Raw genomic sequence first — 20,946 nt, 5'->3', positions numbered from 1 at the left:
CGTGGTCCGGCGCGACCAGCCACCCGTCCCGGGACTGCTCGAGCGACGCGAGCCGCGCGTGCTCGGTGATGCGGGCGACCGCCGCGCGGCGCCGGGGCGCAGCCGTCGGGACGCCGGGTCGTTCTACGGCGCGCGCCTGCGCTGGGCGGGGTGGATCGCCTGGGCGCTCGCCGCGTTCGCGGTGGTGCTGACCGTCGTGTGGCAGCGCCCCGAGCCCCTGGGGGCTGCGGCCCTGTGGGGCCTGGCCGGCGTCGGCTGTCGGCGCTCCGCGCGCCTCGTGGAGGGCCCGCTCCGACCGGCCCGCGCGTTCGCGCTCCTCGGCCTCGTGCTCGCGCTCCTCGTGCTGCTGATCGTGGGCGCGGGCCTCGTGGCCCGGGGCGAGCACGCCTGACGCGCCCGCCCCGGGACCGGGTCAGATCGTGCGGGGCGCGCGGGCGAGGTTCTGACGCAGCTCGCCGGCGTCCTGGCGCGCGACGTACGCCGGGCGGTCGCGCTCGACGCGCCACGACTCCGCGAGCGGGCTCGTGTCGACGGCGTCGAACCCGAGCTCGTCGTAGAACCGCACGACCCACGCGGCGGCCTCGGGGAAGTCGCTCGCGGTCGCGAGCGCGCGGCGTCCGGGGGTGCCCGCGGGGGTCCCGTCGGTCGTGATGTCCGTCGACCGGATGTGGTTGAACGCCTTGGCCACCTTCGACCCGGCCAGGTGGTCCTGGAGCAGGCCCGACGACGTGGCCTCGCCCCGGTCGAGCGCCTCGACGTGCCCGTCGCGCTCCCAGTAGTAGTTGTTCGCGTCGAGCACGATCTTCCCGTCGAGCGGCTCGACGGGGACCTCGCGGTACGCCCCGAAGGGCACCGCGACGAGCGCGACGTCCGCGTCCCGCGCCGCCTCCTCCGCCGTCGCCGCCCGCGCCCGCGGACCGAGCTCGGCGACGAGGTCGTCCAGGGTCCGGGGGTCCCGCGAGTTCGCGATGACCACGTCGTAGCCGTGGGCGATCGCCGCCCGTGCGACCTGTGAGCCGATGTTGCCTGCGCCGATGATCCCGAGAGTCGTCATGGTCATCGACAACGCACCGGCGCGCCCCCTATTCCGCCGACCTCCCGGACAGGGCGACGTGTGGCATCCTGACGTCCCAGGGGGTGCCCATGATCGATCCGCTGGTCGCGACCTTCGTCATCCTGGCGCTGGCGGTCGTGGGCTTCATGACCAACCGGCTGCCGCTCGTGGTCGTCGCGCTCTTCGTGCCCGTCTCCCTGTGGGCGACCGGGGTGCTCACGCTCGACGAGGCGCTGGGCGGGTTCAGCGACCCGATCGTGCTGTTCATCGCGACCCTGTTCGTGCTCAGCGACGCGCTGGACTCCACCGGGATCACCGCGTGGATCGGGCAGTGGCTCGAGCGGCGCGCGTCCCTCGGCCGCGCCGGGCTGCTCGCGCTGATGGTCGGGGTCGCCGCCCTGCTCGCGGCCGTCATCAGCATCAACGGCGCCGTCGCGGCGCTCCTCCCGGTCGCGGTCGTGGCGGCCGCGCGGGCCGGCATCGTGCCCTCGCGCATGCTCATCCCGCTCGCGTTCGCCGCGGGCGCCGGCTCGCTCCTCACGCTGACCGGGACGCCCGTGAACATCATCGTCTCCGAGGCGGCCGCGGAGGCGGGTGGTCAGGAGTTCGGCTACTTCGAGTTCGCGCTGGTGGGGATCCCGCTCGTCCTCGCCACGGCCGTGCTCGTCGTGACGCTCGGCGACCGGCTGCTGCCGGAGCGCGTCCCCGAGCACCTCGCCGACACGGCCACCGACCCGCGCGAGCGGGTGCGCTCGTGGCGCGAGAGCTACCCCGCCGAGCTCGACACCGGCCGCCTGTTCACGGGCGGCACCGGGGTCGTCGAGGTGCTCATCGCGCCACGCTCGACGCTCGTGGGGCGCCGGGTGAGCCCCGGCATGACGACCCGGGACGAGGGCCTCGTCGTGCTCGCCATCCGCCGCGGCGACGGCAGCTCGACCGGGCCGGACACCGAGGCCCCGTCCGGCCCGATGATCCTCCAGCCCGGCGACGCCGTGCTCGTGCGCGGGCCCTGGGACGCGCTCCACCGCTACACGCAGTCGCCCGACGTCATCGCCGTCGACTCCTCGAAGAGCCTCCAGCGCGGCGTCCCGCTCGGGCGCGGCTGGCGGCGCTGCCTCGGGGTGCTGGTCGCGACGATCGTGCTGCTCGCGACCGGGGTCGTGCCGCCGGTCATCGCGGGTCTGCTCGCGGCCGGTGCCCTCGTGCTCCTGCGGGTCGTCACCGTGCCGCAGTCGTTCCGCGCGATCTCGTGGGACACCGTCGTGCTCATCGCGGCCCTCATCCCGCTGTCCGCGGCGTTCGTCTCCTCGGGTGCGGCCGACGCGATCGCGGACGTCGTGCTCCGGGTCACGGGCGGCGGCTCCCCGCACCTCGCGCTCCTCGTCGTGTGCGTGCTCACGCTCGTGCTCGGCCAGTTCATCTCGAACGTCGCGACCGTCCTCGTGATGGCGCCGGTCGCGGTGTCGTTCGCGCAGACGCTCGGGGTGAGCGTGCGGCCGTTCATGATGGCGCTGACGGTCGCGGGCGCCGCGGCGTTCCTCACCCCGATCGCCACGCCGGTCAACCTCATGGTCCTCCAGCCGGGCGGCTACCGGTTCGGCGACTACTGGCGCCTCGGCCTGCCCCTCGCGGTGGTGTTCCTCGCCGCGGCCGTCCTCTACGTCCCGCTCGTCTGGCCGTTCTGACCGACCCCGCGGGAGCGCCTGCCCGCCGTGGCAGGAAGCCCCTGTGCGTGGGACGGTATACCGCGTCGCACGGGCCGTTCGCCCTGCGGCGTCCGGACGGAACTGGGACAGGGGAGCGGTGCATGGACGATGTGGCGAGCGGCGGCGGGACGTACGACGCGGTCGTTATCGGGGCGGGATTCTCGGGGCTGGCGATGCTCCACCACCTCCGGGAGGTCGGCCTCTCCGTCCTCGTGGTGGACGGTGCCGGGGGAGTCGGCGGGACGTGGTGGGCCAACCGGTACCCGGGCGTGCGCACCGACTCGGAGTACCTCGCGTACGCGTTCTCGTTCTCCCGCGAGGTGCGGGACGAGTGGGACTGGAGCGAGCGGTACCCGCGCGGCGAGGAGATCCGTGCCTACCTGGAGTTCGTCGCCGACCGGCTCGACCTGCGGCGCGACATCCGGCTGGACGCGACCGTCGAGCGCGCCGAGCACTCGGACGCCACGAACCTGTGGACCCTCACGCTCGCCGACGGCTCGACGCTGCGCGCCACGTACCTCGTCTCGGCGACGGGGCTGCTCTCGCGCCCCCTGTACCCGGACCTGCCCGGCCTGGACACCTTCGCCGGGCCCGCGTACCACTCGGCCCGGTGGCCGCACGAGGGGGTGGACCTGTCCGGCAAGCGCGTCGGGCTGGTCGGCGTCGGCGCCTCGGGGATCCAGATGCTCCCCGAGCTCGCCGCCCAGGCGGCCCACGTCACCGTCTTCCAGCGCACCCCGAACTACGTCCTGGAGACGACCAGCCCCGCGGTCACCCCGGAGGAGCTCGCCGCGCTGCGTGCGGACTACGACGCCGTCTTCGAGCGCGCGGCCCAGCATCCGTTCGGTGTGCCGATGGAGATCCCGACGCGGTCCGCGCTCGAGGTGGACGACGACGAGCGGCGCCGCGTGTTCGAGTCGCGCTGGGAGGCGGGCGGTTTCCGCTTCGCCAACGAGTGCTTCACCGACCTCGTCTCGAGCCCCGAGGCGAGCGCGCTCGCGTCCGAGTTCCTCCGCGGCAAGATCCGGGAGATCGTCACCGACCCGCGGACGGCCGAGGCGCTCAGCCCGTCCACCTACACGTTCATGGGCAAGCGCCCGCCCACCGGTCACGGCTACTACGCCGCGTACAACCGGGAGAACGTCGAGCTCGTCGACGTCCTCGCGACCCCGATCACGCGGGTGACGCCCCGCGGCGTCGTCGTGGGCGGCTCTGTGGACGGTGCGGCCGAGGTCGAGCACGAGCTCGACGTGCTCGTGCTCGCGACGGGGTTCGACGCCATGACGGGGGCGCTCACCGCGTTCGACGTCGTCGGGCGCGAGGGCATCACGCTGCGCGAGCGGTGGGAGCGGGACGGCTTGCGGACCTACCTGGGGATCTCCGTCCACGGGTTCCCCAACTTCTTCCTGTCGCTCGGCCCGCAGACGCCGCTGTCCAACCTCACGGTGCCGGTCCAGCGCGGCGCGCAGTGGCTCCAGCGCGCACTCGCGTACGCGCGGGAGAACGGCGTCGCGCAGCTCGAGGCGACGCGCGAGGCCGAGGAGTGGTGGTACGAGGAGACAGAGCGCGCGGGCCGCGCCACCGTCATGTACGAGGAGGGCAAGAAGGCCGGTGCCTGGTTCGTCGGCGGCAACGTCCCCGGCAAGCGCGCGGAGATGGCGGTGTACCTCGGCGGAGGGCCCGTCTACCAGGACGAGTGCGCACGAGCCGCGGCCGAGCAGTACGCCGGGTTCCGCCCGGGCTCCGGGCTGCCGACGGCCCACGTGCCCGCCGCCGCGACGGAGACCGCCGCGGTTCCTGCCGCAGGCTGACAGGCGGGTGCGGTGCGCCCCCTGCGCGCACCGCACCCGCCTCGCTGCACGCGGGACAGCCCGGTCAGCAGTACAGGCCCGAGCCCGGGGCCACGCCCAGGACCTCGGTGATGCGCACGTACCGGTCCACCCGCGACTGCACGGACGTCGGGTTGCCGCCGTCGCACTCGAGCGCACCGTTGAGCGAGTTGATCGTCTGGCCGAACCCGGCGCCCGAGACCATCGCCTGGTGCGACGTCATCACCCCGGGTCCGTTCTGCGTGTTCCAGTACCAGAGCGCCGTCTGCCAGGCGACCGACGGGTCCTCCTCGACGAGCCACGGGTCGTTCAGCAGGTCGATCCCGAGCGCGTCACCCGCGGCCTTGTAGTTGAAGTTCCAGCTGAACATGATCGGCCCGCGGCCGTAGTACGCCGTCCGGCCGGCGGGGCAGCCGAACGGTTGCTCGTCGTCACACTTGATCCAGTAGTTGGCCTCGTTGATCTCCTTCACGTACCGCAGCCCGACCGACTCGAAGTCCGCGTGGGTGAGGAACGCGGCGACCTCGCGCGTCCGCGTCTCGGGCGTGCCCGTGCTCGCGAACGCCGGGTAGGCACCCAGCGCGTCGACGAACCCGTCGTACGTGTAGAACGGGTGCCGGTTCGGGAAGATCGCGTCGAACTCCGCACGGCTCACGACGAAGTCGTCCCCGCCCCCGACGCAGCGACCCGCGTCCACCCAGACGCTCGTCGACCCGGGCGTCTCGCGCTGCGTCCACCAGCGGGCCGTCCAGTTCCGGCCGTGGTGCGACGCCGTCTGGCCGCCCGAGTACGCCGTCGTCGGCGACCACGTCGCGGCGCACGCGGCGGCGCTCGCGGCTGGGTCGGCGCTCGCGGTGGTCACGGTCGCACTCGCCGGAGTGGCGAGCGACGCCGCCACGACGGTCGACACCAGCGCGGACGCGACGGCCGTGAGGGCGCGTCGAAAGCGTGTGCTCATGGATCCCCCTGCTCTCGTAGCGGCATCGTTACCGCCGCTCACAAACCCAGCGAGTGGATCACGGTCGGGCAAGGGATCAGCAGAATCGGCGAGAGAGACGACGGCGGCCCGCCACCGGGAGGGTGGCGGGCCGCCGTGAGACCTGTCGGCGTGACCGATCAGATGTCGTAGTAGAGCTCGAACTCGTGCGGGTGCGGGCGCAGGCGGATCGGGTCGATCTCGTTGGTGCGCTTGTAGTCGATCCACGTCTGGATGAGGTCCGGCGTGAACACGTCGCCCTGCGTGAGGAACTCGTGGTCGGCCTCGAGGTTGTCCAGCGCCTCGGCGAGCGAGCCGGGGACCTGCTGGATCTGCGCGTGCTCCTCGGGCGGCAGCTCGTACAGGTCCTTGTCGATCGGCTCCGGCGGCTCGATGCGGTTCTTGATGCCGTCGATGCCGGCGAGGAGCTGCGCGGCGAACGCGAGGTACGGGTTGGCCGACGGGTCCGGGACGCGGAACTCGACGCGCTTCGCGGCGGCGGACGAGCCGGTCACCGGGATGCGGATGCACGCGGAGCGGTTGCGGGCCGAGTAGACCAGGTTGACCGGGGCCTCGTAGCCCGGGACCAGGCGGTGGTAGGAGTTCACCGACGGGTTGGTGAACGCGAGGAGCGACGGGGCGTGCTTGAGCAGGCCGCCGATGTACCAGCGCGCGAGGTCGGAGAGACCGCCGTAGCCCTTCTCGTCGAAGAACAGCGGCTTGCCGTCCTTCCAGAGGGACTGGTGCGAGTGCATGCCCGAGCCGTTGTCGCCGAAGATCGGCTTCGGCATGAACGTGACGGACTTGCCGGCCTCGAACGCCTCGTTGCGGATGACGTACTTGAACTTCATCAGGTCGTCGGCCGCGTGGAGCAGCGTGTTGAAGCGGTAGTTGATCTCCTGCTGGCCGGCGGTGCCCACCTCGTGGTGCGCGCGCTCGACCTCGAGGCCGACCTGCTCCAGCGTCGCGCACATGTCGTCGCGCAGGTCCGCGAAGCGGTCGGACGGGGAGACGGGGAAGTAGCCGCCCTTGTAGCGCGTCTTATACGCGAGGTTGCCACCCTCCTCCTCGCGGCCCGTGTTCCACGCGGCCTCGATCGAGTCGAGGTAGTAGAAGCTCGAGTGCTGGTTCGTCGCGAAGCGGGCCTCGTCGAAGAGGTAGAACTCGGCCTCGGGCGCGAAGAACGCGGTGTCGGCGATGCCGGTGGAGCGCAGGTACGCCTCGGCCTTGGCCGCGATGTTGCGGGGGTCGCGCGAGTACGGCTCACCCGTGAACGGGTCGACGATCGAGAAGTTCACGACCAGCGTCTTGCGCTTGCGGAACGGGTCCACGAACGCGGTCTTGACGTCCGGCACGAGCTTCATGTCCGACTCGTGGATCGCCTGGAAGCCGCGGATCGACGACCCGTCGAACATCAGGCCGTCCTCGAACGCCTTCTCGTCGAACTGCGAGACGGGGATGTTGAAGTGCTGCATGATGCCGGGCAGGTCGCAGAACCGGACGTCGACGAACTCGACGCCCTCGTTCCGCGTGAAGGCGATTGCCTCCTCCGCGTTGTTGAACATCCGTTGCTCCTTGATCGGGTGGTGCCGTCGGGCTGCGCGGCGAACCTGCCGCTGACGTGGCGCCCACGAACCTAGGCCGAGGCGGTTTCCCCGCCGTGTACCCATTGTTTCGGTCGTGTTACGTCCCGCGTCCCCGTGTGACGTTCGTGCTACACGAGGGCACGCGGCAGCCGCCGGCGGGCGGTGTGCCGTTCGGCACGATACCGCCGCGCGCGCCCGAACCGTCGAGGCCGTCCACCGACCGGCACGTACCCTGGTCCCGTGGTTTCACGCGAGGACATGGGTTCGTGGCTCGAGGGCACTCCGGGCGGTCAGCAGGACGGTCGCGGCGCGCGGCTCGGTCTGCCGCCGGACGGACCGGGTTCGCTCGCGACCCTGGGACGGCGCGTCGTGGCGCTCGTCATCGACTGGGTGCTCGCGACGCTCGTCGCGTTCCTCTTCTTCCGGCCTGCCGCGCCGGGCTTCTTCGAGGGCATCTCCGCGCTGCCGGTCTGGTCCCAGCCGCTGGTCTTCGCGATCGAGAACGTCCTGCTCGTGAGCACGCTGGGCTTCACGGTCGGGCACCGGGTCATGGGGATGCGGGTCCGCCGCCTGGCCGAGCCCGCGCGGATGGTCGGCATCGGCCGCGGTCTGCTGCGCACGGTGCTGCTGTGCCTCGTCATCCCCGCCGTCGTGTGGGACGCGGACGGGCGCGGGCTCCACGACCGTGCGGCCGGCACCGTCCTGGTCCGCACCTGAGGCTGGTCCGACCACGGCTGGTCCGCGACCAGCGTCCCGCCGCAGAGTCCTCCGGACGACGACGCCCGGCCGGTGAGGAGCGATCCTCGCCCGGCCGGGCGTCGTCGTGCAGCAGGAGTAGGTCGGGGTCAGCGACCCTTGAGGCCCTTGCGGTCCGGGCGCGCACGCGTCGGGTCGATGCCCTTGGGGATCGGCAGGCGCGAGACGCCGAGGGCGCGCAGCCGCTTGGACACCTCGGCCGTCTCCGGCTTGGTGAGCGACGGCTTGAGCTTCTGCACCGCGCGGGGAAGCTTGGGGAGCGCGACCTGGCCCTCCTCGTCGCCGACCTGGATCGTCGTGATCGGCACGTTCGGCAGCACGCGCGCGACGCGCTTGCGCTCGGCGTCGAGCTGACGCTTCGCGCGGTGCGCCGGGCCCTCGCTCACCAGCACGACGCCGGCCCGGCCGACGCCGCGGAACACCAGGTCCTGCGTGCGCGGGTCGATCGCGACGGGCTCCTCGTCGAACGTCCAGCCGCGGCGGATCGTCCCGAGCGCGGCGCGGGCCGCGCCGGGCTGGCCCTCGATCTGCTGGTAGGCGGCGCGCTCGGCGCGACGCGTGAGCACGAACATCGCGCCCAGCGCCGCGAACGGGATGCCGACGATCAGGGTGTAGACCCACTGGCCCCACCACAGGCCGATGCCCAGCGCGACGGCGAGGATGCCGACGAACACGCCGAGCATGACCCACGTGACCGCGGGGTCCTGCTTGCGCGTCATCTGGTACGCGGCCCACACCTGGTGGTACCAGCGCTGCTTCTTGGGCTTCTTCTGCTTCGCGACCTGCTCGCCGGCGGCGGGCGCGCCGGTGCTGTCCGAGTTCTTGCGGGCCATGCGGGTCAGTCTAGTGGGGTGCGCGGGCCAGCAGGCTCGCGGCCTCCTGGCGGGACGTCGTCGGCTCGGCGAGGTGCGCGAGCGCCGGGGGGATCTCCATGCCGCGGCGCGTCATGGCCTGGCCCCACAGGCGACCCGCGCGGTACGACGACCGCACGAGCGGGCCGGACATGACCCCGAGGAAGCCGATCTCCTCCGCGGCGTCCGACAGCTCGACGAACTCCTCGGGCTTGACCCACCGGTCCACGGGGTGGTGGCGCAGCGACGGGCGCAGGTACTGCGTGATCGTCACGAGGTCGCAGCCGGCGTCGTGCAGGTCCTGCAGCGCCTCCTTGGCCTCGTCGATCGTCTCGCCCATGCCGAGGATGATGTTCGACTTGGTCACCAGGCCGGCCTCGCGCGCCCGGGTGAGCACGGACAGCGAGCGCTCGTAGCGGAAGCCGGGGCGGATCTGCTTGAAGATGCGCGGCACGGTCTCGAGGTTGTGCGCGAGCACCTCGGGACGCGACGCGTTCACCTCGTCGAGCAGCTCGGGGATCGCGTTGAAGTCGGGGATGAGCAGCTCGACGCCCGTGCCCGGGTTGAGCTGGTGGATCTGGCGGACGGTCTCCGCGTAGAGCCAGGCGCCGCCGTCGGGCAGGTCGTCACGCGCGACACCCGTGATCGTCGAGTAGCGCAGGCCCATCGCCTGGACGGACTCCGCGACGCGACGCGGCTCGTCGGCGTCGAAGTCGGCCGGCTTGCCCGTGTCGATCTGGCAGAAGTCGCAGCGCCGCGTGCACTGGTCGCCGCCGATGAGGAACGTCGCCTCGCGGTCCTCCCAGCACTCGAAGATGTTGGGACAGCCCGCCTCCTCGCAGACCGTGTGCAGGCCCTCGCGCTTCACGAGGCCCTTGAGCTCGGAGTACTCAGGACCCATCGTCGCGCGGGTCTTGATCCACTCGGGCTTCTTCTCGATCGGCGTCGCGGCGTTGCGGGCCTCGACCCGCAGCATGCGCCGTCCTTCAGGTGCGATCGTCACGGGTGTCTCCCGGTCGTCGTGGCGAGTGAGCGCCGACGTCGCGCCGAGCAGGCAGGCGGGCGGCGCACCGTTCGGGTGCGCGTGCCCTGGTACGACGCCGGACTCCGGTCAGACTACGCGCTCGCGCTCGTCGTCTCCCGCGCGTCGCTCACCCTGTGGACGTGACGTCAACGACACCCCGGTCACGACGAGCAGGACCGCCGCGACGACGGGCAGCGAGAAGGCGGTCGTCGTCGAGACGGCGTCGGCGAGCGCGCCGCCCCCCGACGCGCCGATCGCGACGCCGACGACGTTCGCGCTCGCCACGAGCGTCATGGCCGACGCCGTCCGGCCGGCGGGCGCGCGCTCGCCGGCGACGGTGAACACCGTGACCATGACGGGCCCGACGAACAGGCCGGTCGCGGCGACCGCGACGACGACGGCCGTCAGCGAGCCGCTCGCGGCTGCGAGGACCAGCGCGATCGTGCCCGCGACGAGCCCGGCGGCGAACGTGATCCACCGGCTGCGCAGGCCCCAGCGACGGGGGAGCGCGACGACCGACAGGGCCGTGACGGCTGAGCCCACCCCCATCACGGCGTAGACGAGGCCCGCGCTCCCGGGCACGCCCGTGTCGCGGGTCAACGCCGTGAGCGCGGCCTGGGTCCCGCCGAACAAGAGACCCATCGCGAGCATCCCGACGAGCACGACGGCCTCGCGCCGCACGAGCGCGAGGACACCGCCCGCGCCCGTCGCGCCGGCGCCCGGCCCGGCGTCGGGGAGGGCCCCCGTGGTCGTCCGGGAGCCGGTCGCGCGCGCCGTCGGGTGGAGGGCGAACGCGATGCCGAAGACGGCGATGCCGGCCGCCGCGACGAGGACCGCGACCTGGGGCGAGCCGGCCGACGCGAGCACCCCGACGAGCGCGGGCCCGAGGACGAAGCTCACCTCGTCGGCGGTGCTCTCGTAGCTCATCGCGGCCTCCACGGTGCGCGGCTCGTCGGCGGCGAGCCGGAGCCAGCGCACGCGCGCGAGCGGACCGACCTGCGGTGCGCTCGCTCCGGTCACCGCCGCGGCGGCCAGGACCGCCGCCGTCGCGCCGGGCGCGGCGGCTGCGAGCACGAGGCCGAGCACGGCGAGCGTCGCGACGGGGACGGCGACGAGCAGGACCCGGCGCTGACCGACGCGGTCGGCGAGCGCCCCCTGGGTCGGGCCGCCGAGGGCGGTACCGAGCGCGGTCGCGGCCGACGCGAGGCCGCCGAGCGCGACGGACGACGTCGTCGACGACACGAGGAGCAGGGTCCCGATGGTGAGCATCGAGAACGGGAGCCGGGCGAGGAACGCCACGGGGAGGAACGCGCGCCCCGCGAGCTGCGGCAGGCGCGCGTAGCCGCTGCGAGCCGGCGCGTCGGGGCGGGGTGACGAAGGGAGGGGTGAGGTGGTGCGGGCGCGCGACGTCGGGCGCGCGGGGGTGGTGGTCATGCGGTCCAGGTCCTCGGGGTACGTCCTACCGCGCGCCGACCCACCCGTACTCCGGCGCGCGAGGATTCCCTGGAGTACCCAGCCTAGCCCGCGAGCGCGTCCTGCGGGACGGCGAGGTGGGCGGTACCCGACGCGGTCGCGGCGAGCAGCGGCGCGAGCGATTCCTCCAGCGCGGCGACGAGCAGCGGCGCGACCTCGGCGAGCGTGACCTCGCGCCCGAGCTCGGCGGTGAGCGACGTCACGTCGGCGTCCTCGATGCCGCAGGGGACGATCCGGTCGAAGCGGGAGAGGTCGGGGACGCAGTTGAGGGCGAGCCCGTGCATCGTCACGCCCTTGGCGACGCGCACGCCGATCGCGCAGACCTTGCGCTCGCGGCGCGTCGCGTCGGCCGCGACCCACACCCCGCTGCGCCCCTCGACGCGCATCGTCACGAGGCCGAGCCGCGCGCACACGCCCATGACGGCCTCCTCCAGCGCGCGCACGTACGCGACGACGTCGACCGGCTCGGCGAGCCGCACGATCGGGTAGGCGACCTGCTGGCCCGGGCCGTGCCACGTGATCTTCCCGCCGCGGTCGACGTCCACGACGGGCGTGCCGTCGTCGGGCCGCTCGTCACGGCGCGTGCGGCGGCCGGCGGTGTAGACGGAGGGGTGCTCGACGAGGATCAAGGTGTCCGGCCGGGTGGCCGCGACGACGTCGTCGTGCACCGCGCGCTGGAGGTCCCAGGCCTCGTGGTACTCCGTGATCCCGGGCAGCGCGAGCAGGTCCATCGGCCCAGGCTAACCCTCGTCCTGGGGTGAGCGGGGGAGCGTCTTGAGGAGCGCGAGCAGGGCCTCGCGCAGCGCGACGACCTGCGCGTCGTCGAGCCCGCGCGTCGCGAGGTCCTCGGCGGGCCGGCGACGCGCCGCGGCGAGCCCGGCGTCGCGCCCGGCCGCGGTGATCGCGACGGCACGGCGGCGCCGGTCGGCGGGGTCGTCCGTGCGCGTCACGTACCCGGAGCGCTCGAGCCTCGCCACGACCCGGCTCATCGTCTGCTCGGTCACGCCCGACTCCTCGGCGAGCACGCGCTGCGAGCGCGGGCCGGCGAGCAGGTGCATGAGCACGGGGAAGCCCGCGTGGTTGAGGTCCCACTTCCCGAGGTGGGCGTTCCACTCCCGCTCGATCCGGCGCGCGACGGCGAACAGGAGGCGGCCGGTGGCCCACTCCTCGGGATCTGTGGGGGTGGGGTCGCCGACGTCCGGGTCGGCGTACGGCCCGGTGCGGTCCCTCGGTGAGTGCTCCAACGTGCATTCCTCCCTCCACCATGGCACCATTCCTCAGCATGCTGAGCAATCGGACGGGCGGGTTCCTCCGCGGACTGATCATTGTCGCAGTCATCGGTCTGTGGATGGCGATCGGCGCACTGGGCGGCCAGGCGCAGGGTCAGCTGAGCAGCGTGCAGACCAACGACGCCGCGGCGTTCCTCCCCGCGAGCGCGGAGTCGACGCGCGCCGCCGAGGTCGCGCAGGAGTTCACGGACTCCGAGACGCTCCCCGCGCTCGTCGTCGCGACCACGGGGGACGGCAGCGCCCTGACGCCCGACGACCTCGCCGCGCTCGACGCCTACGCGCAGGCCGTGCCAGGTGCGCCGCTCGAGGGCACGTCGGGCGACGAGCCCGCGACCGTGGGCGACGTCTCCGTCGCCGACCCCGTCGTCGTGCCGTCCGAGGACGGCGAGGCCGCGCTCGTCGTCGTCTCGCTCGACGCGTCCGTGGCGTCCGACCGGATCGGCGCCGACGAGGACAGCGTGAGCGAGCTCGCGGTCGGCGCGCTGCGCGACCTCGCCGCCGCGGACGCGTCCGAGGGCGGGCTCGCGGGCACCTCTCTCGAGGTGTGGGTCACCGGTCCTGCCGGGTTCGTGGCCGACCTCGTCACCGCGTTCGGCGGGATCGACACCGTCCTCCTGCTCGTCGCGCTCGGCGCCGTGCTCGTGATCCTCGCGATCGTCTACCGGTCGCCGATCCTGCCGTTCCTCGTCATACTCACGGCCGTGCTCGCGCTCACGCTGGCGGGCCTCGTCGTCTACCACCTCGCCGCGGCCGACATCCTGACGCTCAACGGGCAGTCGCAGGGCATCCTCTCGATCCTCGTCGTCGGCGCCGCCGTCGACTACTCGTTGCTCGTCGTCGCGCGGTACCGGGAAGAGCTGCGCCTCGTCCGCTCGACCACGACGGCGCTGCGCCGCGCCGTGCGCGCGTCCGTCGAGCCGATCGCGGCGAGCGCCGGGACGGTGATCGCGGGCCTGCTGTGCCTCCTGCTGTCCGACCTGTCGTCGAACCGCAGCCTGGGTCCGGTCGCCGCGATCGGCATCGCCGCGGCGTTCGTCGCCGCGCTCACGCTCCTGCCGGCCCTCCTGCTCGTCGCCGGGCAGCGTTCGCGCGGGCTCTTCTGGCCGCGCATGCCCCGCTACGAGGGCGCGCACGCGGAGCACGACGGCGGCGCGGCGGACGCGCAGCCCGCGACCGCCGAGAGCGACGACGCGGTGAGCGTCGAGGGGCACGGCGTGTGGTCGCGCGTCGCGAGCTTCGTCGGACGGCACGACCGGCGCGTGTGGGTCGTCACGGCGCTCGTGCTCGCCGCGTGCGCGGCGTTCGTCCCGACGCTCGACGCCGAGGGCACCGGCGACTCGGAGGTGTTCCTCGCGGACGTCGACTCCGTCGCCGGCGAGGAGGCGCTCACCGAGCACTTCGAGGGGGTCTCCGCCCAGCCCGCGACCGTCATCGCGCCGGAGGCGGACCTCGACGCGGTCGTCGCGGCGGCCGAGGGCACGGAGGGCGTCGCCGCGGCGACCCCCGTCACGGACCAGCCCGCCGTCGCCCCCGGCGCGCCCGCGCAGGGCGACCCGGTCGTGGTCGACGGGCAGGTGCGCGTCGACGTCACCACGGACGCGCCGTCCGACAGCCAGGAGGCCGTCGAGACGGTCTCGGCGCTCCGCGACGCCGTGCACGACGTCTCGCCCGAGGCCGTCGTCGGCGGCGCGGCCGCCGAGCGCCTCGACACCCAGCTCGCGGGCCAGCGCGACCTGCGGATCATCGTGCCGGTCGTCCTCGCCGTGATCCTGCTCATCCTCGTCCTGCTGCTGCGGTCGATCGTCGCGCCGGTCCTGCTCATGCTCGCCAACGTGCTGTCGTTCGGCGCCGCGCTCGGCGTCGCCGCGATCGTCTTCAACCACGTGCTCGACTTCCCGGGCGCCGACCCGGCCGTGCCGCTCTACGCGTTCTGCTTCCTCGTCGCGCTCGGGGTCGACTACTCGATCTTCCTCATGACGCGCGTGCGGGAGGAGAGCCTGCGGGTCGGGACGCGGCGCGGTGTGCTGCGCGGCCTCGCGGTCACCGGGTCGGTCATCACGTCCGCGGGCGTCGTCCTCGCGACGACGTTCGCCGCGCTCGGCATCATCCCGCTGCTGTTCCTCGCCCAGCTCGCGTTCATCGTCGCGTTCGGCGTCCTCGTCGACACGCTCGTCGTGCGGTCGCTGCTGGTGCCCGCGCTCGTGCACGACGTCGGTCGTCGGGCCTGGTGGCCGAGCGCCCTCGGGCGCACCGACCGGGGGCCGGGTCAGCCCGCGGGGACGGGCTCGGAGGGGCAGTCCTCGAGCACGCGCGCCATCGCCTCGGACTCCGACGGCGTGACCGCGAGCTCGTAGGCGGTCTTCACCGCGATCTGCCGCGCCACGTAGGGGCAGCGGAACGCGTGGTTCGGGGGCAGCCACGCCGACGCGTCGCGCGCGCCCTTGGACTGGTTCGCGGGGCCGTCGGACGCGAGCAGGTTGAGGGGGTCGTTGGCGAACTGCCGGCGCGTCTCGTCGTCCCAGGCGCGCGCGCCCTTGCGCCACGCGTCCATCAGCGGGACCACGTGGTCGATCTGGACGGCCATGCTCGTCGCGTTGCCGCGGCGGAAGTCGATGGTCTCGCCCGTGTACGGGTCCTGGAACGTCCCCGTCCGCACCTCGCAGACCTCGCCCCGCGTCGAGAAGGTGAGGTCGGTGAGGTCGCGGGCGAGGATGTCGTTGCGGGTGTCGCACCCGTTGCCGTCGACGTCCGCCCACGCGGGTCCGAAGAGCTCTCGCTCGTAGCCCGTGTCCGGGCCCGGGCCCTTGACCTCGAGCCGCGCCAGCGCCTCGAGCGCGGTGCCCGGGGCGGGGTCCGGCTCGTCGTCGGCGGCGACCGACTGCTGGTTGATGACGTTCGCGACCACGATGGCGACCGCCAGCGCGATCAGGACGTAGCGCAGGACGCTCCGACGAGGGACGCGACGGCTCGTGGTGCTCAAGGGACGACCTTCCCGAAACCGATTCTCGGCCCGACCCGCGCGAGACGGTACGCAGCGCTCCATACCGGACCAACGCGCACATTCTGCCAGGTCGCGGAGAGTGCTCGGACCACTCCGCAGGACGGCTCCGGTCGCGGCTAGATTGGGCGGCATGGACACCGCCGCACGCACGCTCAGGGTCGGGATCGTCGGGTACGGGGGAGCGGGACGCGGCATCCACGCGCGCCTCGTCCGCGAGGCCGGGCACGTCGTCACGGCGGTCGTCGTCCGGTCGCCCGAGCGCCGCGCCGCCGCGGCCGAGGACTGGCCCGACGTGCACCTGCACGACGACCTCGACGCGCTCCTCGCCGACCGGACAGCCTACGACGTCGTGGTCGTCGCGAGCCCGTCCGCCCTGCACGCCGACCACGCCACCGCGCTCGCCCGGGCCGGCGTGCCGGTCGTCGTCGACAAGCCGCTCGCGCTCGGCGCCGCGGCGTCCCGCGCCGTCGTCGCCGTCGCCGAGGAGGCCGGCACGCCCCTCACCGTCTTCCAGAACCGTCGCTGGGACCCCGAGCAGCTCACCCTGCGCTCCGTCCTCGACCGCGGCGAGATCGGTCGCGTGCACACGTTCGAGCGCCGGTGGGAGCGGTGGCGCCCCGTGCCGCAGCAGCGCTGGAAGGAGAACGACCTCGTCGGGGGCGGCCTGCTCCTCGACCTCGGGCCGCACCTCGTCGACTCCGCGACCCAGCTCTTCGGGCGCGTCACCGGCGTGTGGGCCGAGCTGCGCTCGCACACCACCCCGACCGAGGACGACGTGTTCCTCGTGCTCCACCACGAGCCCGACGCCGACGGGAACGCGGTCGTGAGCCGCCTCTGGGCCGGCTCCGTCGTCGGCGCCCCGGGGCCACGCACGCGCGTGCTCGGCACCGCCGGCGCGTACGTCGTCACGACGTTCGAGAACGACGCCTCGCCGTTCGAGGTCTTCGACGACGCCGCGCCCGTGGGCACGCTCGGCTGGGTCACGCGCGGGCGCGAGCGCGAGCCCGTCGCGCAGGCCCCGGGCGGTCACGCCGACTTCTACCGTGCCGTCGCGGCCTGGATCCTCGACGGGGGCCCCGTCCCCGTCGACCCGCACGACGCCGTCCGCACCGCAGAGGTCCTCGACGCCGCCCGCCGCAGCGCCCGCGAGGGTCGCCTCCTCGACGTCTGACCGCGCGCGGGCGGAGCCCTGCTCGGTCGAGGTAGAACCGTGGTCGCGCGAGGGAGGACCGTGGTTCCTGTGCGCGACGGCGTCCGACGAACCACGGTTCAAGCTCGGCCAACCCGGGTTCTCCCTCGGCGGGCCGACCGCGATCCGGCCTGTGGACAACGGCGCGTCGGGGTTCTCCGTGCGGTGAGATGAGTCATGCCGTCGTCGACGTCGCGCCAGCCGCGAACGCCCGTGGAGACCGTCGTGGACCTCGTGCCGGTGCTGGGTGCCGCGGGGTGGCCGGTACGGCGGGAGCCCGGGGCGCCGGGCGGTGTGGTGGCGTACGACGACGCCGGGACCGTGTGCGAGGTCGCGCGGCTGGACGTCCCCGAGGGACCGGGGCTTCGTGCCGCGCTGGTCGAGCACCTGCACGCGCTCTCCGAGGACCACGAGCACCTCGTGGCGGTGCGTGGTGTCGTCGAGGCAGGGGAGTCGTCGCTCGTGGTCCTCACCGACCACGTCGACGGGCTGCGCCTCGACGAGCTCGCCGCGGCCCGGGAGCCGTTCCGGGCCGCCGAGGCGGTCACGGTGCTGGTCCCGGTCGCGCAGGGCCTGGCCGCGCTCCATCGTGACGGCCGTGCCCACGGGAGCCTGGACGCGGCGTGCGTCGTCGTGGCGTCGAGCGGTCGTGCGGTGCTGCGTCCGCCCTTGACGCCCTCGAGCGGTGCGCCCGCCGACGACGTCCGCGACCTGGCGCGGCTCGTGCTCGACCTCGTGCCGCCTCCGGCGTCGAGCCATCCGTCCTACCAGGCGAACGCCGACCCGGAGGAGGCGCGTGATCTCGCGGCGCTGCACGCCGAGCTCGCGGTCGCGCTGCGCGACGAGCCCTCTGCCCGCCCGGCCGCGGGGACCTTCGCCGCGCGCTGCTACGACGCCGTGGAGCCGCGTCCGGTCGTGATGCCCGACGCCGCGCGTCTCGTCGCGGGGGCGTTCGGCGGACGGCGGACCGTGCGACCCGGCGTCGGGGGGTCGACGGCCGGCGGTGGCGGCGTGCGTGGCCGGACCAGGACCGGCGGCCGGGGTGCTCGGGCCCGGCGGCGGCGGACCGTCCGGGCGGTCGCCACGAGCGGGGGGATCCTCGTCGGGTGCGCTGTGCTCGTGGTGCTGCTGGTCCTCCTCGGTCCGTCCCGCACGACGCCGCCCGACGCCGATGACCCGGTGCCGAGCGCGGCGACCGCCGCGGTCGAGCCGGACGGGGACGCCGACGCGGTGCTCGACCCCGACGCGGTGCTCGATCCCGGCGACCCCGCCGGCGCCGCACGCGCGCTCACCGCGCTCCGCCTCGCGCTGCTCACCGAGGGTGCGGGCGACCTGTCGTCCGTCGTGGTCGCGGGCTCGTCGGCGGAGGCGCGCGACGCCGCGGTGCTCAAGGAGCTCGACGGCGTGGACGTGCTCGACGCGCGGGCGGAGGTCTTCGACGCCCGGCTCGGCGAGGACTGGTCGCCCGCGCCGGCGGGGGCGACTCCCACCGACGCGGTCGTCGAGGTGGACTACGCCGTCAGCGCGCACCGGCAGCGCACGGACGACGGCGAGCTGCACGTGCCCGCGACGCCGCGGACCACCGTCGTGCTCGTGCTCCGGTGGACCGACGACGGGTGGCGCGTCGCCGAGGTGCGGTGACACGTACCGTCGCTCACTCGGCTCGGCTCGGCGCGGGACAGCGGTCGGAGCAGGCGTCAGCGGCGCTCCGCGACTCGGCGCGCGGCGTCGGCGAGGAGGGGGTCGGCGAAGGTGAAGCCGCTCGCCTCGAGGACGCTCGGGAGGGCACGCTGCGAGCCGAGGATGTCCGACGCCAGCTCGCCGAGCACGACGCGCAGCGCGACGGACGGGACCGCCAGCGCGGCCGGGCGGTGGAGCTCTCGCGCGAGCGCACGCGTGATCTCCGCGTTCGTCGCCGGGTGCGGGGCGCAGAGGTTGACCGGGCCGTGCACGGGGGCGGTGAGCAGGTGGCGCAGCGCGTCGACCTCGTCGCGCAGCGTGATCCAGCTCCAGTACTGCGTGCCGGGGCCGAGCCGACCGCCCACGCCGAGGCGCAGCAGCGGCAGGAGCCTGCCGAGGGCGCCGCCCTCGGACGAGAGCACGATGCCCGTCCGGGCGTGCACCACGCGGACGCCCGCCTGCTCGGCGGGCGCCGTCGCTGCCTCCCACTCCCGGACGAGGCGGGCGAGGAAGCCGTCGCCCGACGCCGACGTCTCGGTGAGCACCTGCGCGCCCCGGTCACCGTAGTAGCCGATGGCGGAGCCCTGGACCCAGACGGGCGGCGGCGCGTCGAGACCGGCCATGGTCCGCGCCAGGAGGCCGGTGGTCCGGGTCCGGGACGTGACCAGGGTGCGCTTGTACTCCGTGGTCCAGCGGTGGTCGCCGATCCCCGCGCCGGCGAGGTTCACGACGGCGTCGGCGCCCTCGAGCACGCGGGGGTCCAGGCTGCCCGCGTCGGGGTCCCACTCGTGCTCGTCGGAGGTCTGCGGGGCGCGACGGACGAGCCGGCGCACGTGGTGGCCGTCCTCGCGCAGCCGCTCGAGCAGCTCGGCACCGATGAATCCGTGCGAGCCCGCCACGACGATGTCCATGGGGCCACGCTACGGGGCCGCGACTGCCCTGCGCACCCGCGGCGGGGATCTTCTCCCGCAGGCCCGACGTCGGGTCCTGCCACAAGGACGCCGAGAGGCCTCGACCACGACGGTCGAGGCCTCTCGGCGGTGCCTCAGGGGAAGCGGCGTGTCAGAGGCCGACCTCGGCCTCGAACGCGCCCTCCTCGATGCGGTTCTTGATCGTGGTGAGGAAGCGCGCGGCGTCCGCACCGTCGACCAGGCGGTGGTCGTAGGACAGGAAGATGAAGCACGTCGAACGGATGCCGATCGTGTCGTTCCCGTCCGCGTCCGTCACGACGACCGCGCGCTTGGTGATGGTCCCCGTGCCGAGGATCGCCACCTGGCCGACCGGGACGATCGGCGTGTCGAAGACGGCGCCGCCCGAGCCGGTGTTGGTGATCGTGAACGTCCCGCCCGCGAGCTCGTCCGGCCCGACCTTGTTGGCGCGCGTGCGCGAGCCGAGGTCGGAGATCTTGCGGGCGATGCCGGCGAGGTTGAGGTCGCCCGCGTCCTTGATCACCGGGACGACGAGGCCGCGCTCGGTGTCGACCGCGATGCCGACGTTCTCCTGGCCGTGGTAGGTGATCTCGTCCTCGGCGAAGGTCGCGTTGATCTTCGGGTAGGCCTTGAGCGCCTCGACCGCGGCGAGCGTGAAGAACGGCAGGAACGTGAGGTTGGCACCCTCGCGAGCCTTGAAGTCGGCCTTGGCGCGGTTGCGCAGCGCGGCGACGCGCGTCACGTCGACCTCGACCGCGGTCGTGAGCTGAGCCTGGGTGGTCAGCGCCTCGACCATGCGGCTCGCGACGAGCTTGCGCAGGCGGCTCGTCTTCTCGGTCGTGCCGCGCAGCGGCGAGACGGCCGGGACGGAGGCCTTCTTCGGAGCACCACCGGCCGCGGGTGCCGTGGGAGCGGCGGCGGGGGCGGCCTTGGCCTCCTCGGCCTTGCGCGCGGCCTCGAGGACGTCCTCCTTGCGGATGCGGCCGCCGACGCCGGTGCCCGTCAGGGTCGACAGGTCGACGCCCTTGTCCGCGGCGAGCTTGCGCACGAGCGGCGTGAGGTAGGTGCCACCGGCCTTGGCGGCCGGGGCCGGGGTCGCGCCCGGGGCCGACGGCGCAGCCGGCTTCTCGGCGGCGGGAGCGGGGGCGCTCGTCGCCGGGGCGGGCGTCTCCTCCTGCGCGGCCTGGGCGGGGACGTCCGCCTCGCTCGCGGGCGTGCGCGCCTCGGTCGGCGCCTCGGCCGGAGCGGACTCCTGCGTCGGGGCCTCCTGCGCGGGCTGCTCGGCCGGGGCCGCGGGGGCCGCGGCCGGGGCGGCGCCCGAGCCGACGATCGCGAGCACGGTGCCGACCTCGACCGTCTCGTCCTCCTGGACGAGGATCTGCTGGACGGTGCCCGCCACGGGGGAGGGGACCTCGGTGTCGACCTTGTCGGTCGAGACCTCGAGCAGCGGCTCGTCGACCTCGACGGTGTCGCCGACCGACTTGAGCCACCGGGTGACGGTGCCCTCGGTGACGGACTCGCCGAGCGCGGGAAGCTTGATCTCCTCGCCGTCCCCGGAGGACTGCGGCGCCGGAGCGGCCTGCTGGGCGGGGGCGGGCTCGGC

18 protein-coding genes are annotated in these 20,946 nt (G+C 74.0%); 7 read left to right on the top strand and 11 right to left on the bottom strand.

The annotated features are described in order from the left end of the window. Window position 1 precedes the first annotated feature (1 nt). Window positions 2–391 carry a hypothetical protein gene (locus tag FB00_RS16190; protein ID WP_047233943.1) on the top strand — a complete coding sequence of 130 codons (390 nt, stop codon included), beginning with the start codon at window positions 2–4 and terminating at the stop codon, window positions 389–391. A 21-nt stretch (window positions 392–412) separates the two neighbouring features. Here FB00_RS16190 and FB00_RS16185 read toward each other — a convergent pair whose 3' ends face one another. Further along, complete coding sequence (locus tag FB00_RS16185; protein ID WP_419865530.1) at window positions 413–1,060, bottom strand: NADPH-dependent F420 reductase; 648 nt, start codon at window positions 1,058–1,060, stop codon at window positions 413–415. 83 nt (window positions 1,061–1,143) lie between these two features. Here FB00_RS16185 and FB00_RS16180 point away from each other — a divergent pair, with 83 nt between their 5' ends. Together FB00_RS16180 and FB00_RS16175 are read left to right on the top strand one after the other, a co-directional pair. Then, on the top strand, window positions 1,144–2,739 hold the full coding sequence (locus FB00_RS16180; RefSeq protein WP_231581900.1) for an SLC13 family permease: 1,596 nt from the start codon (window positions 1,144–1,146) through the stop codon (window positions 2,737–2,739). Window positions 2,740–2,861: 122 nt separating this feature from the next. Further along, window positions 2,862–4,571: a flavin-containing monooxygenase gene (locus tag FB00_RS16175; RefSeq protein ID WP_082141410.1), complete on the top strand. Its 1,710-nt coding sequence runs from the start codon at window positions 2,862–2,864 to the stop codon at window positions 4,569–4,571. Between the two features lie 64 nt (window positions 4,572–4,635). Here FB00_RS16175 and FB00_RS16170 read toward each other — a convergent pair whose 3' ends face one another. Beyond that, the gene (locus tag FB00_RS16170; RefSeq protein ID WP_082141409.1) at window positions 4,636–5,547 is read right to left on the bottom strand and encodes a glycoside hydrolase family 19 protein; all 912 of its coding nucleotides are present in this window, start codon (window positions 5,545–5,547) and stop codon (window positions 4,636–4,638) included. 158 nt (window positions 5,548–5,705) lie between these two features. After that, a complete protein-coding gene (gene glnA, locus FB00_RS16165; RefSeq protein WP_047233942.1) occupies window positions 5,706–7,130 on the bottom strand; it encodes a type I glutamate--ammonia ligase in 1,425 nt (474 codons plus the stop codon). A gap of 261 nt (window positions 7,131–7,391) precedes the next feature. On the opposite strand from glnA, the gene FB00_RS16160 reads away from it, so the two are divergent. Further along, on the top strand, window positions 7,392–7,868 hold the full coding sequence (locus FB00_RS16160; protein WP_047233941.1) for an RDD family protein: 477 nt from the start codon (window positions 7,392–7,394) through the stop codon (window positions 7,866–7,868). Window positions 7,869–7,996: 128 nt separating this feature from the next. Here FB00_RS16160 and FB00_RS16155 read toward each other — a convergent pair whose 3' ends face one another. The 5 genes from FB00_RS16155 to FB00_RS16135 form a co-directional block, all read right to left on the bottom strand. Beyond that, window positions 7,997–8,740 (bottom strand): DUF4191 domain-containing protein, encoded by a 744-nt coding sequence (locus tag FB00_RS16155; RefSeq protein WP_047233940.1) that lies wholly within the window; start codon window positions 8,738–8,740, stop codon window positions 7,997–7,999. Window positions 8,741–8,750: 10 nt separating this feature from the next. Beyond that, on the bottom strand, window positions 8,751–9,761 hold the full coding sequence (gene lipA, locus FB00_RS16150) for a lipoyl synthase (protein WP_047233939.1): 1,011 nt from the start codon (window positions 9,759–9,761) through the stop codon (window positions 8,751–8,753). A 108-nt stretch (window positions 9,762–9,869) separates the two neighbouring features. Then, the gene (locus FB00_RS16145; RefSeq protein ID WP_047233938.1) at window positions 9,870–11,216 is read right to left on the bottom strand and encodes an MFS transporter; all 1,347 of its coding nucleotides are present in this window, start codon (window positions 11,214–11,216) and stop codon (window positions 9,870–9,872) included. A gap of 83 nt (window positions 11,217–11,299) precedes the next feature. After that, window positions 11,300–11,986, bottom strand: a complete 687-nt coding sequence (lipB, locus tag FB00_RS16140) for a lipoyl(octanoyl) transferase LipB (RefSeq protein WP_047233937.1) — start codon at window positions 11,984–11,986, stop codon at window positions 11,300–11,302. 9 nt (window positions 11,987–11,995) lie between these two features. Then, window positions 11,996–12,499: a MarR family winged helix-turn-helix transcriptional regulator gene (locus FB00_RS16135; RefSeq protein WP_052877731.1), complete on the bottom strand. Its 504-nt coding sequence runs from the start codon at window positions 12,497–12,499 to the stop codon at window positions 11,996–11,998. A 38-nt stretch (window positions 12,500–12,537) separates the two neighbouring features. Here FB00_RS16135 and FB00_RS16130 point away from each other — a divergent pair, with 38 nt between their 5' ends. Then, window positions 12,538–14,898, top strand: a complete 2,361-nt coding sequence (locus FB00_RS16130; protein ID WP_047233936.1) for an MMPL family transporter — start codon at window positions 12,538–12,540, stop codon at window positions 14,896–14,898. On the opposite strand, the gene FB00_RS16125 is transcribed toward FB00_RS16130, so the two are convergent. Continuing rightward, window positions 14,811–15,524 carry an HNH endonuclease family protein gene (locus FB00_RS16125; protein WP_047233935.1) on the bottom strand — a complete coding sequence of 238 codons (714 nt, stop codon included), beginning with the start codon at window positions 15,522–15,524 and terminating at the stop codon, window positions 14,811–14,813. The two genes, FB00_RS16130 and FB00_RS16125, sit on opposite strands and share 88 nt — an antisense overlap. A gap of 151 nt (window positions 15,525–15,675) precedes the next feature. Here FB00_RS16125 and FB00_RS16120 point away from each other — a divergent pair, with 151 nt between their 5' ends. Together FB00_RS16120 and FB00_RS16115 are read left to right on the top strand one after the other, a co-directional pair. Continuing rightward, window positions 15,676–16,716 carry a Gfo/Idh/MocA family protein gene (locus FB00_RS16120; RefSeq protein ID WP_047233934.1) on the top strand — a complete coding sequence of 347 codons (1,041 nt, stop codon included), beginning with the start codon at window positions 15,676–15,678 and terminating at the stop codon, window positions 16,714–16,716. A 243-nt stretch (window positions 16,717–16,959) separates the two neighbouring features. After that, window positions 16,960–18,375 carry a hypothetical protein gene (locus FB00_RS16115; RefSeq protein WP_156186430.1) on the top strand — a complete coding sequence of 472 codons (1,416 nt, stop codon included), beginning with the start codon at window positions 16,960–16,962 and terminating at the stop codon, window positions 18,373–18,375. A gap of 56 nt (window positions 18,376–18,431) precedes the next feature. On the opposite strand, the gene FB00_RS16110 is transcribed toward FB00_RS16115, so the two are convergent. Together FB00_RS16110 and sucB are read right to left on the bottom strand one after the other, a co-directional pair. Further along, window positions 18,432–19,325, bottom strand: coding sequence for a TIGR01777 family oxidoreductase (locus FB00_RS16110; protein ID WP_047233932.1), 894 nt, complete (start codon window positions 19,323–19,325; stop codon window positions 18,432–18,434). Window positions 19,326–19,476: 151 nt separating this feature from the next. Next, window positions 19,477–20,946, bottom strand: a 1,470-nt coding sequence (sucB, locus tag FB00_RS16105; RefSeq protein ID WP_047233931.1) for a 2-oxoglutarate dehydrogenase, E2 component, dihydrolipoamide succinyltransferase, incomplete at its 5' end; no start/stop codon positions are given.

It is taken from the genome of Cellulosimicrobium funkei, assembly GCF_001019615.1.
Classification (GTDB): Bacteria; Actinomycetota; Actinomycetes; order Actinomycetales; family Cellulomonadaceae; genus Cellulosimicrobium; species Cellulosimicrobium cellulans_E.
The sequence above is the reverse complement of the archived record's forward strand: the minus strand, read 5'-3'. Positions and strand labels throughout refer to the sequence as shown.

Coding starts and splice junctions, on each gene's coding strand:
- FB00_RS16170 (WP_082141409.1), bottom strand. CDS start 5,547: ATGAGCACACGCTTTCGACGCGCCCTCACGGCCGTCGCGTCCGCGCTG.
- FB00_RS16145 (WP_047233938.1), bottom strand. CDS start 11,216: ATGACCACCACCCCCGCGCGCCCGACGTCGCGCGCCCGCACCACCTCA.
- glnA (WP_047233942.1), bottom strand. CDS start 7,130: ATGTTCAACAACGCGGAGGAGGCAATCGCCTTCACGCGGAACGAGGGC.
- FB00_RS16175 (WP_082141410.1), top strand. CDS start 2,862: ATGGACGATGTGGCGAGCGGCGGCGGGACGTACGACGCGGTCGTTATC.
- FB00_RS16120 (WP_047233934.1), top strand. CDS start 15,676: ATGGACACCGCCGCACGCACGCTCAGGGTCGGGATCGTCGGGTACGGG.
- FB00_RS16180 (WP_231581900.1), top strand. CDS start 1,144: ATGATCGATCCGCTGGTCGCGACCTTCGTCATCCTGGCGCTGGCGGTC.
- FB00_RS16110 (WP_047233932.1), bottom strand. CDS start 19,325: ATGGACATCGTCGTGGCGGGCTCGCACGGATTCATCGGTGCCGAGCTG.
- FB00_RS16155 (WP_047233940.1), bottom strand. CDS start 8,740: ATGGCCCGCAAGAACTCGGACAGCACCGGCGCGCCCGCCGCCGGCGAG.
- lipB (WP_047233937.1), bottom strand. CDS start 11,986: ATGGACCTGCTCGCGCTGCCCGGGATCACGGAGTACCACGAGGCCTGG.
- FB00_RS16130 (WP_047233936.1), top strand. CDS start 12,538: ATGCTGAGCAATCGGACGGGCGGGTTCCTCCGCGGACTGATCATTGTC.
- FB00_RS16185 (WP_419865530.1), bottom strand. CDS start 1,060: ATGACCATGACGACTCTCGGGATCATCGGCGCAGGCAACATCGGCTCA.